At 48.3% G+C, this 13,634-nt stretch carries 7 protein-coding genes; all 7 read left to right on the forward strand.

What is annotated here, in order from left to right:
* Positions 1-9 precede the first annotated feature (9 nt).
* Positions 10-2,910, forward strand: coding sequence for a SusC/RagA family TonB-linked outer membrane protein (locus AB5935_RS15320; RefSeq protein ID WP_368327474.1), 2,901 nt, complete (start codon positions 10-12; stop codon positions 2,908-2,910).
* A 12-nt stretch (positions 2,911-2,922) separates the two neighbouring features.
* The gene (locus AB5935_RS15325) at positions 2,923-4,587 is read left to right on the forward strand and encodes a RagB/SusD family nutrient uptake outer membrane protein (RefSeq protein WP_032935961.1); all 1,665 of its coding nucleotides are present in this window, start codon (positions 2,923-2,925) and stop codon (positions 4,585-4,587) included.
* Between the two features lie 28 nt (positions 4,588-4,615).
* A complete protein-coding gene (locus AB5935_RS15330; protein WP_149876952.1) occupies positions 4,616-5,416 on the forward strand; it encodes a DUF4859 domain-containing protein in 801 nt (266 codons plus the stop codon).
* Positions 5,413-5,616, forward strand: a complete 204-nt coding sequence (locus tag AB5935_RS15335) for a hypothetical protein (protein ID WP_227235722.1) — start codon at positions 5,413-5,415, stop codon at positions 5,614-5,616. Before AB5935_RS15330 ends, AB5935_RS15335 begins: the two co-directional genes overlap by 4 nt.
* Positions 5,617-5,959: 343 nt before the next feature.
* Complete coding sequence (locus AB5935_RS15340; protein ID WP_022185018.1) at positions 5,960-8,683, forward strand: glycoside hydrolase family 97 catalytic domain-containing protein; 2,724 nt, start codon at positions 5,960-5,962, stop codon at positions 8,681-8,683.
* Between the two features lie 2 nt (positions 8,684-8,685).
* Positions 8,686-11,094 (forward strand): family 43 glycosylhydrolase, encoded by a 2,409-nt coding sequence (locus AB5935_RS15345; protein ID WP_007847959.1) that lies wholly within the window; start codon positions 8,686-8,688, stop codon positions 11,092-11,094.
* Positions 11,095-11,220: 126 nt separating this feature from the next.
* Complete coding sequence (locus AB5935_RS15350; RefSeq protein ID WP_368327473.1) at positions 11,221-13,626, forward strand: beta-L-arabinofuranosidase domain-containing protein; 2,406 nt, start codon at positions 11,221-11,223, stop codon at positions 13,624-13,626.
* The last annotated feature ends 8 nt before the right edge of the window (positions 13,627-13,634 follow it).

Genomic DNA, 13,634 nt, shown 5'->3' on the forward strand with positions numbered 1-13,634 from the left:
GCAACCTCGATAGTACAACAAAGTAGCACTGTCAATGGTAAGATTACAGACGCAAATGGAGAACCCATCATTGGTGCTAATATCATGGAAAAAGGAACGACCAACGGTACCATTACCGATTTTGACGGGAAATACAGGCTGAATGTAAAAGGCTCCCAGTCTGTATTGGTAATTTCCTACATTGGATATAAAACCCAGGAGTTTGAGGTAAAGAATAACCGGAAGATTGATGTGACCCTTCAGGAAGATACCGAGGTGATGGACGAAGTGGTCGTTATTGGTTATGGAACCCAGCGCAAGGGTGATGTGACCAGTGCGGTGGCTTCGGTCAAAGCAGAGGATTTTACGGTAGGTAAGATCGGGGATGCGGCGGACCTGATTAAAGGTAAGGTGGCCGGATTGAGCATTGCCAAGGGGTCCGGTGACCCGAATGCGACTTCCACGATTCGCCTGCGCGGTGTCATTTCCGTCAACGGCAGCACTACGCCGTTGATCCTGATTGATGGAGTGGAAGGAGACTTAAGCACGGTGGCTCCTGAAAATATTGCCTCCATTGATGTGTTGAAGGATGCTTCGGCTGCTGCCATTTACGGTACGCGGGGTGCAAACGGGGTTATCCTGATCACTACCCAGAACGGCAAACGTGAGTCGCATACGACTGCATCCTATTCAGGTTACGTCTCTGCATCTCAGTTCGGCAAAAAGCTGGAATTTATGACTGCCGAGGATATACGTGCAGGCAAGACAAACTTTACCGATAAGGGATATGATACCGACTGGCTGGATGCCGTCAGCCGGACCGGCTTTACTCACAACCATAATTTCAATATAACGGGAGGAAGCAAGCAGACCACTTACTCGGCGGATGTGACTTACCGCAAGGAAGACGGTGTGATAATGAACACTTACAGCGAAGATATCCGTATGCGTTTTGATGTCTCACACTGGATGCTTAACGATATGCTGAAAGTCAACCTGAATATGGTGAAGAAATGGCATAAGAACAGTGCCACCAATGCAACGGTCACCGATCAGTCAAATATTTACCGTCAGGCGATTATGCGTAATCCTACCGCTCCCATTTACAACGAGGACGGTTCTTATAATGAGGATTTTAACGTGAATTATTACTACAATCCGGTCGGCATGCTGGAAGAGCGTCTGGGTAATTATACCTATGAAGAGACTCGTGCGACGGGTAATGTTACTTTTGAACCGGTCAAAGGATGGCAGACCAATCTGATGGTGGCTACCAGCCGCTTTAATGCACATGATAAAGGGTATAACACAACGGATTATTTCAGCAACCAACTGAATGAATGGACCGGTTATGCTTATCATACCCAGGACGAGACACGTACGGACAACCTGGAACTGACCAGCAAGTATGACTTGAATGTCGGCAAGCATCGTATGAATGCGTTGGTGGGCTACAGTTATCAGTATTATACTTATGAACGTTTCTATGCCAATAACTATAATTTCCCGACAGATTTCTATCAATGGCATAATTTAGGTCTCGGCCAGGCGTTGAAAGACGGTAAGGCTGGCATGGGCAGTGATAAGAACGAGAATACGCTGATCGGTTTCTTTGCACGTGTGAGCTATGCGTTTGACAATAAATATAATTTGCTGGTCAGTGTACGTCAGGAAGGGTCGTCCAAGTTCGGCGACAATAACAAATGGGGTACTTTCCCTTCTGCATCTTTGGGATGGACCATCAGTAATGAAGGATTTATGGAGGGTATTACCTGGCTGAACAACTTGAAGTTGCGTGCGGGATTCGGTATTACCGGTGTGATTCCCAATGATCCTTATATGTCGTTGACGCGGTATAACTATGGAAGTTCCTATTATTACGACAAGGGAACATGGAAACCGGGGCTGGAAGTCGCTTCCAATCCGAACCCGGACTTGAAATGGGAAAAGTCTACGGAATATAATATCGGTCTGGACTTTAGTGTCTTGAATGACCGTTTAGGAGGATCTGTCGATATATACAGGAAGAAGACAACCGACCTGTTGTTTAATTACAGCGTTCCTACTCCGCCCAATTTGTACAGTTACACTTTTGCCAATGGAGGCTCTGTACGCAACCAGGGTATTGAAGTAGCCATCAATGCGATTCCTGTGCAGACCAAGGACTTTGAGTGGAAAACCGTGGTGACGGTAGCTCATAATGCCAGCAAATTGTTAAGCTTGTCTAATGACATGTATGAGTCAAACAGTTATATGGATACCGGTGGCTTGGGAGAACCGATCAGTGTAAGCACACACCGTATGGAGGAAGGACGTCCTTTGGGTGAGTTTTATGGCTTTAAGTCTGTCGGCGTGTCGGAAAACGGACTGTTCCTGATTGAAAAGCCGGACGGGGAAGTCGTTGAGTTCTCTACTGCTTACCTGACCAATGATGAATACCGCCAATATTTGGGCAACGGATTGCCGAAAGTGTATTTGGGATGGGGCAACACCTTCACTTATAAAAACTGGGACCTGAGCATGCAGTTCACCAGCCAGTTGGGATTTAAGATCCTGAACGAACCCCGTGCTTATTACGAAAATAATTCTCATGCTTACAACCGTTTGAAATCGGTGGAGGAAGCACCCTATGGCGGACAATACACCTTGTCTTCTTCACAGCCGCAGACTATGGTAAGCTATTACCTGGAAAATGGTAACTTCCTGAAGTTGACCAATCTGACCATCGGTTATAATTTCCCGTTTAAAAATAACAAATACATCAAGAATGTCCGTGCCTATTTGTCCGGTGACAATCTTTTCTGCATAACCGGTTATTCCGGACTTGATCCGGAGTTGTCAAATCCGTATCCTACCTATGCAGGTATAGACAATCGCGACAAATATCCATCCATTCGTTCATTTACTTTTGGTCTTAACTTAACTTTCTAAATTTACCAGATTATGAAACCGAAATTATATAAGTCTTTATTATACTCAATGGTAGGCGCCGGCATGCTTTCTTTGGGAAGCTGCACAGATTTGAGTGAAACCATTTACAACCAGATCGCGTCCGAGAAATATGAATTTACGGAAAAGGATGCCGCCAGTATGTTTGCGCCGGTATATTCCTCCTTGCGCAATTTCTATTGGGCATGGTACGGGTACGCTGACCTGGATATCTGTACGGACATGTGGGTGATCCCTTTGCGGATAGGCGTAGGTTGGGGTGATTTGTATATCAATCTGCATGAGCATACGTTTCATTCCGAAATCGGTCATTTCAGTGGGTTGTGGTCAAACGCCTATTCGGGAATAAATGCGTGCAACAAGCTGTTGGCGGACGAGGCCGTGCAGGAATCGGAGGAGTCTGTGGCCCAGCTACGTGCTTACCGTGCGTTGTATTACTATCTTTTGTTCGACCTTTTCCGTAATATTCCCTTGGATACCACTTATGATCATCCCGACGGCTGGCTTCCTGAACAGGCTGAACCGCAGGAAGTATGGGATTTTATCATCTCTGAGCTGGACGACATAAAGGACAAGTGTGGCGATGAGGTGGAGATGGGAAAGATAAATAACTATACCGTCCACATGATTCTTGCTAAGATGTATTTGAATCACAATGCTTGGTTTGACGACCATTCCGACGATTCTTACTATCGGAAATGCGTTGACGAGCTGAATGTGATCATTGAATCGAACAAATTCAGCCTGGCGCCGAATTATGCTGATAATTTTAAGGAGGACATCTCTTCTTCTCCCGAGATTATCTTCGGGATTCCGTTTGAGTATCTGTATGCCAGTGGCAATTATTTTGCCAATTTGTGGATGAACGAGGCCGGGCGTGCCACTTTCGGGTTTACCGGTTGGGCTACAGGAGGCGGAGCCGCCTTGCCCCAGTTCCTGGATACTTATGACAAGAATAATGACACCCGTTATACAGACTGCTGGATCGGCGGTGTCCAGCAAGACCAGAGTGGAAACACCATTTATGTGGACGGCCAGCCTTTGAACTATACGTATGAAATCCGCAGTACGGACAATCCGGGATGCTATCCGATGGAAGGATACCGGTTGGTAAAGTATGAGATAAAGGATGGTGACTGGGGAACCAGTTATGATGATGTGCCTTTCTTCCGCTATGCCGATGTCTTGATGATGAAGGCTGAGTGCCTGTTGCGTCTGGGAGGATATAACGGCGAGACGGAACAGGATGCCGCTAGCCTGGTTACTCAGGTAAGGCAACGTGCGTTCAAAGGGAATCCCGATAAGGCGACACGCACGGTAACCCAGTTGAAAGGCGGCAGCGTATATTCTTACGGACACCGGGAGAACATTGCACAGCAGGATGAGGCGGATAATTGGGTGACCACTACCGAAGGAGGCAGCGACATCGAGCTGGGCGGCCTGCTGGACGACCTGGGATGGGAGTTCCTGGCCGAGCACCATCGCCGTCAGGATTTGATCCGTTTCCGTCTTACCAGCGGACAGAATGTGTATAATGGCAAATCATGGTTCTGCAAGGATGCCAAGACCGATCCGACGGACAAACATTGTGACATTTTCCCGATACCCAAGAGTATCATGGATGGTAATATAAATCTGGTTCAGAATCCGGGATATTAACCCTTTGTTAACTATAAAAAGAAAAACGATGAAAAAGAATATATTATTGGCACTTTGCTGTTGCTCGCTACTTGCTTTTGCAGGTTGTAGCGATGATTATACTGACGCAACATCCAAACATATATACGGAGAAAACGAAAACCCGTATCTGAAGACAAATACCAATGCCCAGGTTATTACTAATGTGGCATTGGAAGTGAACGGCAGGCACGCTTATGTTTTGAACTTGTCGGACTATACGAACAAGTTTGAAGAATTGATGGGAATGAGTGTGGATGCGGCTGTTGCCGGGCTGGATACCAAGGCCACTGTCTTTTATCCCATAAACATGACCCGCAACCAATGGTTAAAGACGGCTTATACCAAAGACGGCGCAGGCTGGTATTTCAATTCGGTCGGCCAGCCGTGCAGCGCGGACGATGCGGACGGCAAGGCTACGGTGACGTTGGATAAAGCGGCGAAAACATTGAATGTGGAACTGACGGAAGGAGGTATTGTAGCGGGGACGGTCTTTACGCTGAATGTGGGTTTTGCGGTAAACGGACCAGACTATGATGACTATGTGCGCTTTACTTTTGAAGTCGGGGTCACAGATCCTACCGTGTCGGTGGTTTCTGTTGCCTTCTCGTCTGATAATGCGACAGTGACCCTGCCGGTTGAAGATTACAAGGAAAATATCGAGACCGTGTTTGATATGTCCATAGAAGAGTTCTTGGCTAAGGCGGCGGATAATACGGACATCAAGTTCTGTCTGGCAGACCCGTCTACGGGAGAGTGGAGCGATATGGGAGAAAACTATACAGCCAATGCGCCGGGCTACTCTGGATGAATACAAGTGGTGAGGCTGTCAGTTGGGGAACGGACGGTTATGCCGCCTACATTGAATATTACAGTAGTGATGAAGCTTGCGGAGTAGGTTACAATGACGGGCTTGCCGTAGGAACAACGGGTAAAATGAATGTCGGCTGGGTGGATATGAATGATACCTCGAAGTATTTCCGTTTCGTGATTAATTATACGGTTGAATAACGCGGGGGATTGATTCTGTGTTGAGCTTGAAAGGATAGTTCCGGGTGAAGGGACTATCCTTTTTTTTAGGGTCTGCCGGGAGAAAACGGAAAGGATGCCGGAGGGATTTCATGTGAAAGGGAGCGTATAATGCCCGTGCCGGACAGAAATGACGGGGAGTCCGGTTCCGGACGGGATGGAAAAATAGTCTAGCGGGATGGAAAAATAGTACAAACGGCTGGATATTCGTGTCGCAGGACGGTAATTATTGGACGATTCTGCCATTACATTATATTATTTCTTCCTTTCCTTATTCTTTTTTTATTTTACTTTGCAAATGCACAAAGTATATAACCGATAGATTATGAAAAACAACAGAACACTTGGTTTGGCAATCTTGTCATTGCTTTTATTTATTGGAAATGCTCCATTGGCGGCTAAAGTTAAGAACTATACTCTCTCTTCTCCGGACGGAGGACTGAAAGTCGAGATTAGTACGGGGGATGGGCTTTCTTACCGGATTATGCATGAAAATGATACAATTCTCTCACATTCTAACATAGGTTTGGTTCTGGCCGACGGAACCTTGGTAGGTAAATCTTCCCGGGTAACAAGGGAAAGAAGGAAAAAGATAGAGGACAAGGTAGAATCGCCGTTCTACCGCTTCAAGGAGTTCGTTGCAGTCTGCAACGAACTGGACTTGAAGCTGCAAGGCGGATTCGGCGTGACTTTCCGGGCTTACAATGACGGGGTCGCCTATCGCTTCTATACCACCGTGACATCAGAAGTGACTGTGAAGGATGAAGTGGCGGAATTTAACTTTCCTCAGGATTATACGGCTTATCTTCCTTATACCACAAACGACAAGCAACCTATGGCGATGGCCTTTCAGAATGTCTATGATATCACTCCTCTGTCAAAAGCACAGCCTAAACTGGCTTTTCTTCCGGTTACTGTGGATTGCGGCAGCGTAAAACTGACTCTGTTGGAATCAGATTTGGAAGCTTATCCGGGCATGTTTGTGCAGTCACAGCAGGGAAAGTATGGATTGAAAGGTGTCTTTGCTCCTTATCCGGCTAAAACAGACTTTTATCCTTGGCGGAAGCAGGAATATGTAACCGAAACCACCGATTTTATATCCCGTAGCCGTGGCTCCCGTTCCTATCCGTGGCGTGTGTTGGCCATTACTGAAAAGGATACGGATATGCCGGTCAACAACCTGGTCTATGCCCTGGCCTCTTCTAACCGTATCGGTGATACCTCATGGATAAAGACAGGGAAAGTGGCATGGGATTGGTGGAATGACTGGAATTTGAAAGGAGTGCCGTTTAAAGCCGGTATCAACATGGATACGTATAAATATTATATCGATTTCGCCAGCCGGAACGGATTGGAATTTATTGTGTTGGATGAAGGATGGTATGATCCGAAAAGTGGGGATATGCTGACCGTTATTCCCGAACTTGATTTGCCGGAACTGATAGCATACGGTAAATCCAAAGGGGTGGAAATAGTGCTTTGGACGGTGTTTAATGTACTCGACAGCCAGTTGGAAGCTGCTTGTAAGAAATATGCGGATATGGGAATCAAAGGTTTTAAGGTGGATTTCCTGGATCGTGATGATCAGACTGCCGTCGAAATGGTGTATCGCATCGCTGAGATGACAGCCCGGTATAAATTAACCCTTGATCTGCACGGCATTTACAAACCGACAGGTATCAACCGTACCTATCCGCATATCATTAATTTTGAAAGCGTGTTCGGTATGGAAGAGGTGAAATGGACGGATATCAAGAACAATATGCCGCTTTATGATGTCACTTTTCCTTATATCCGCATGATGGCGGGACCGGTGGATTACACTCCGGGAGCGATGCGCAACGCTACGAAGGCCGATTGGCGTGCCATGTATTCTACTCCGGCCAGCATGGGAACCCGGTGTCATCAACTGGCTGCCTATATTGTGCACGATTCTCCTTTCACGATGTTGTGTGATGCGCCTACCAATTACCTGAATGAACAGGAGTGTGTGGATTTCATTACTTCCCTGCCTGTGGAGACGGATTCTACTTTTATCGCTTCCGGTGAGCTTGGCAAGTATATCGTGACTGTCCGCAAGAAGGATGTCAACTGGTATGTGGGTGGCATGACCAATTGGGATAGACGGGATGTGGAGCTGGATTTCTCTTTCCTGCCGGAAGGGGTCCGTTATACGGCTACGCTGTTTGTTGACGGCATCAATGCCGACAAACAGGCAGAAGACTACCGTATGGAGAAAAGGATCGTGGACCGCGAAAGCCGGATGAAACTGCACCTTGCCTCGGGGGGAGGATTTGCCATGAAGCTGGAACTTTGTCCGTTGCGCGGCCGGGTAACTGCGGTTCCCGAAGGCAAGGGGATTCCTTCTTTCTACAAGAAATACATTGAGACGGAGGGATTGTATGTCACTTCTTCGGAACGGGTCAGTGACGAGGCTTTGCTGAAGGCGTGTGATATCATCAGCCTGATGCTGGCCAAACGTCCCGATGTAAAGGCCCACATGGTGAAGAGGGGCTGTCATGTGATGGTGATCGGCAAGGATGAGGAGACTTGTGACCTGCCTGAGTTTGCGCATATTTGTAATTGTGAAGATAGTATCAAGTATTGGAACTGGCGGGCGCGCGGTTTTGGCGGGGCGCCTGAGGATGAACTTTCGTCCAGTTGCGGAGAAGAGAACCTGCTGGCATTGCCGCAAGACAAATATGTGGGCGAGAATATCTTGATTCATGAGTTTGCACACCTGATTCACACGGTGGGCATTGTCGGGGTGGAACCCGGTTTCAATGACCGGCTGGAGGCTTTGCGGCAGAATGCCATCCGGAAAGGATTGTGGAAAGACACGTATGCGGTCAGCAACAAGGAAGAGTATTTTGCGGAGTGTGTGCAGTCTTTCTTTAACTGTAACCGTTATGCCGATCCGGCTAACGGGGTGCATAACTGGGTGAACCGCCGTGCGAAGCTGAAATCTTATGACCCGGACATGTACCGGTTGTTACAGGAATATTTTTATGAGATAGAGATACCGGTCAATAATATTGTACATAAATAGAGATGAACAGAATATACTTAGTGGCCGCTTTTTTGTTGCTGGGGGCGGTTTCGGGGTTTGCCCGCAAGAAGCATGACGCGCCGGGGACGGGTAATCCTGTGATTCCCGGATACTTTGCCGATCCTACGATAAAGAAGTTTGGCGACACGTATTACATGTATGCCACTACGGACGGCAGCGGTGCGGGATTCGGACCGGCCCAGGTGTGGACGAGCAAGGATTTTGTAAACTGGACGCTGATGCCCATGAACTGGCCCGACAGCCATTGGATATGGGCCCCTGATGTGATCAGGCATACGGATGGCAGGTATTATTATTTTTATTGCCAGCCGTGTATCATTCATTGCGGGGTGAGCGAGACGCCCAGGGGACCCTGGAAGAATATCCTGGGTGAAAGCGAGGCGGTGCTTGTTCCCGACCGCTTCGTGACCAATGCGATTACACTGGATGGACAGACTTTTGTAGATGATGACGGTTCCGTGTACTTGTATTGGGGAACGTGGGGAATCTATAAAGGTTTCGGTTGCGGAGCTGGAAAAATGACTCCCGACCTGAAGGGGTTTACGGAAACGCGGCTCATACCGAATACGGAGGCGGTTGACTTTTTTGAGGCTCCTTTTGTATTGAAGCGGAATGGAATCTATTATTTCATGTATTCCTCGGGCTCTTGCCATGACCATACTTACAGGGTGCAGTATGCTACTTCGGACCATCCGCTGGGACCGTACGAATATAAGGGCTGCATTCTGGAAACGAATGAGGACGGGACGGTGCACGGCCCGGGACATCACAGTATCTTGAAGGAAGGGGATGACTATTATATAGTGTACCACCGGCATGACAACCCGCACTCCAACCGTGGCTTTCACCGCCAGCTCTGCATGGATAAGATGGAGTTTGCGGCGGATGGAAGCATCAGGAAGGTTATTCCTACCCACAAGGGGGTAGGCGCACTGGCTCCTTCGGTGGTGAAATCGGAGAATCTGGCATTGGGCGCCGGGGTAAGGGCTTCTTCTTGTTATGATGATAATTTTCGCGCCGAATATGCCGTAGATGACAATAACGGGACTTTGTGGCGTCCTCGCGGTATGGGGCAGGAATGGCTTGAGATAGATTTGGGGAGTTCCCGGGAAATACAGACCGTCTGGACCCAGTTTGAATATGGAACCCAGTTTTATCAGTATTTGATAGAGACTTCTGTCGATGGCAAGCATTGGTCTGTTTTTGCTGATAAGCGGAACAACCACTTGGCAGGCAGTCCGATGGTTGACTTCGGCAAGGCGGAGGCCCGCTATGTGCGTCTTACTTTTACGGGCGGCCAGAAAAACGGTTTTGGAGGGGCTGTCTGGAACGTGAAGGTGTTCGGGGGGATTGAAGAGGCGCTTCCCCAGCAATGGCTGGGACTGACCGCTGCCGACTGGGACGGACGCGAGTGGCGGAATAATGAGGGAATGCTGGGCGGTGCGTTTGTCTTGAAGGAAGGTGCGGCGCGTACTTGCCGTATAGAGGGACGCGATGCGTTGATGCTGGAGCCGGGCACTGTATTGGAGTATTGCCATTCTTTACTTTCCCCGTCCAAGGAACATACCCTGAGCGGACTGGTTTACCGTTCCGGGAAATGGCGGAGTTATGAGACGGAGCATTGTCTCTCTCAGGGAATGATTTCGCTCCGCAGCGGCAATGAGCCGTTGGTTATTACTAATTTGCGGTATTATAACTGGAAGCTGGAACCGGCGGAACGGGCTTACGACGCGGCTACGGATGTGGTCCGTCTGCCTGCTGCCGACTGTCGGAAACGTGGCTTGGTGGTGAGCATTACTGCTGATGATTTTGCTGTCGGCGATACCGTTCCTTATTTGACGAACCGGGGTGTGAAAGGATATTTTGAGGCCTTGAAAGCTCCTGTGGTCGTGAAGGAGACGGAAGGGAAAAAGGCGTTTCATTTTGACGGCAGCCAGTTGTTCCGTTCCAGTTTCTCTTTGCCGGCTACTTTGCAGGACAATGCTCCCTATACATTGGAGGCGTGGGTGCTGAATGATTCCATAGCCGAGAATGAGTGTGTAGCCGATTTTACAACCTCGCATGACGAACTGGAGAAGATCATGCTGGTGAACGGTACGGAACCGCGCTGCGGGGTGATCAACCATTACGGATGGTATGAGGATGCGGGATATAAAGGTATGAAGGAGCTGACGGGCAGGTGGCAGCACATTTACATCTGTTTTGACGGACGCATGGAGCAGGTCTATATCAATGGAGAACAGGTGAGTGGAAAAGACATCCAGTTGTTGGTAAAACCGTCTCAGTTTGTGACCTTGGGGCGGAATGCGGAAGGAGAGTGGCCTTTTACGGGGTATCTGCACTCGTTGAAGTTGTGGGATGAATATATACCGTTACAAGGGCGGAAATAGTGATTTTGGTGAATTTATATACCTGGATTGCTTGGAATACGGAGCCTGTTTTATGTTCGGAATGTGTAAATTGCACCTCCGTAAAACAGGCACGGAATATGACGATAACAATTAAATGATATAACCATGAAAAAACTTTTAGTTACTACTTTATTGGCGGCTGCCGTAACCGGCGGTCAGGCACAAGTGAAACACCAGTCACACGGTTATCCTATAGACCCTGTGCCTTTCACTTCGGTGAAAGTGACCGACTCGTTTTGGGGGCAGCGTCTCAAGGCCAGCCGTGAAGTGACCATTCCCCTGGCTTTCAGCAAATGTGAGGAGACGGGAAGATACCGGAATTTTATCAATGCGGCCCATCCCAGCGATACTATCAAAGTGGGCGGGCTGGCTTTTGATGATACGGATGTATATAAGACGATAGAGGGGGCCAGTTACCTGTTGCAGACTTATCCGGATAAAAAGCTGGCCAAATACATTGACAGCGTGCTGGTGATCGTCGCTGTCGCACAGGAGCCGGACGGATACCTTTACACCAGCCGTACCATGAATCCCAAGCATCCGCACGAATGGGCGGGCAGCAAGCGTTGGGAAAAGGTGGAGGAACTGAGCCATGAGTTCTATAATCTGGGACACATGGTAGAGGGGGCCATCGCTCATTACCAGGCGACCGGGAAGCGTAATTTTCTGGATATCGCTATCCGTTATGCCGACTGCGTATGCCGTGAGATAGGCTCCGGTCCCGGACAGCAAGTCCGTGTGCCCGGCCATCAGATTGCCGAGATGGCGCTTGCCAAGCTCTATCTGGTAACGGGGCAGCAGAAATACCTGGATCAGGCAAAATTCTTCCTTGACCAGCGGGGACATACCAGCCGTACGGATGAATACAGCCAGGCGCATAAGCCGGTGACGGAACAGGATGAGGCGGTGGGACATGCCGTGCGTGCCGCTTATATGTATGCCGGTATGGCAGACGTTGCCGCATTGACCGGGGATTCGGCTTATATTCATGCCATCGACCGTATCTGGGATAATATTGTAGGCAAGAAATATTATATTACCGGCGGCATCGGGGCGACCAGCAACGGAGAGGCTTTCGGCAAAAACTATGAGTTGCCCAATATGTCGGCTTATTGCGAGACTTGCGCGGCTATCGGCAATGTGTATGTCAATTATCGTCTTTTCCTGCTTCACGGCGAGTCCAAATATTATGATGTGCTGGAACGTACTTTATATAATGGTCTTATTTCGGGCGTGTCCCTGGACGGTGGCGGGTTCTTCTATCCTAATCCGTTGGAAAGCATCGGACAGCACCAGCGTCAGCCTTGGTTCGGCTGTGCCTGTTGTCCGTCCAATATCTGCCGTTTCATTCCTTCTTTGCCAGGATATGTGTATGCGGTGAAAGATAAGGACGTGTATGTTAATCTGTTCATGTCCAATACTTCGAATTTGAAGGTAGAGGGTAAGGCTGTTTCTTTAGAACAGACTACTCATTATCCTTGGAACGGAGAAGTTACTATCGGCGTCAACAAGAACAATGCCGGACAGTTTACAATGAAAATCCGTATCCCGGGATGGGTACGTAATCAGGTGGTTCCCAGTGACCTGTACACTTATTCGGATGGAAAGCGTTTGAGCTATACAGTGAAAGTAAATGGGGAACCGGTGCAGAGTGAGCTTAAAGATGGTTATTTCTGCATAGACCGCCGTTGGAAGAAAGGAGATAAGGTAGCCGTTCATTTCGATATGGAGCCTCGCACAGTAAAAGCCAATAATAAGGTGGAAGCAGATCGTGGACGTATTGCTGTGGAACGTGGACCGATAGTCTATTGTGCGGAATGGCCGGATAATGATTTTGATGTGCTGAGTGTATTTATGAATCGTACTCCGGAATTTGAGGTCGTTGAAAAGCCGGATTTGCTGTATGGTATTAACCAATTGAAAACAGATGCACAGATTCTGGGTTATGACGATAGAGGTCGTCTGACCGCTACTGATGTAAAGCTGACGTTGATCCCTTACTATGCTTGGGCACACCGCGGTGCAGGTGCTATGGCAGTGTGGTTGCCTCAGGAATTAAGTGCTTCCCGTCCGACTATGCCTGCTACGCTGGCATCGGAAAGCAAAGTGGATGCTTCGCATAAGGTGAAATCCATCTCCGCCATTAATGACCGTCTGGTGCCGAAAGATGAGAATGACCGTTCCGTACCCTATTACCATTGGTGGCCCAAACAGGGAACTACCGAATGGATATCCTACGAGTTCCCATCCGAAGCGACTGTTTCCAGTGCTACCGTATATTGGTATGATGATGCTCCTTGGGGAGGATGCCGCATACCGCAAAGTTGGAAGGTGTACTATAAAGATGCACAAGGCCAGTGGCAACCGGTGAGTGGAGCGGATAAGTATGGAGTGGAAAAAGGTACGGGAAATACAGTTAATTTTAATCCGATAAAGACAAAAGCGGTAAAACTGGAGATTGTTCAGCCGGCCGATAATTCATCGGGTTTGTTTGAATGGGAAGTGAAATAGAATAATTC

Origin of the sequence: Phocaeicola sp. RTP21198st1_B8_RTP21198_201120 (assembly GCF_040929485.1) — a bacterium.
Classification (GTDB): domain Bacteria; phylum Bacteroidota; class Bacteroidia; order Bacteroidales; family Bacteroidaceae; genus Phocaeicola; species Phocaeicola dorei.

Excerpts from the sequence above, each read along its gene's own strand:
- AB5935_RS15325 (WP_032935961.1), top strand. The coding sequence starts at position 2,923 with ATGAAACCGAAATTATATAAGTCTTTATTATACTCAATGGTAGGCGCC.
- AB5935_RS15330 (WP_149876952.1), top strand. The coding sequence starts at position 4,616 with ATGAAAAAGAATATATTATTGGCACTTTGCTGTTGCTCGCTACTTGCT.
- AB5935_RS15335 (WP_227235722.1), top strand. The coding sequence starts at position 5,413 with ATGAATACAAGTGGTGAGGCTGTCAGTTGGGGAACGGACGGTTATGCC.
- AB5935_RS15340 (WP_022185018.1), top strand. The coding sequence starts at position 5,960 with ATGAAAAACAACAGAACACTTGGTTTGGCAATCTTGTCATTGCTTTTA.
- AB5935_RS15345 (WP_007847959.1), top strand. The coding sequence starts at position 8,686 with ATGAACAGAATATACTTAGTGGCCGCTTTTTTGTTGCTGGGGGCGGTT.
- AB5935_RS15350 (WP_368327473.1), top strand. The coding sequence starts at position 11,221 with ATGAAAAAACTTTTAGTTACTACTTTATTGGCGGCTGCCGTAACCGGC.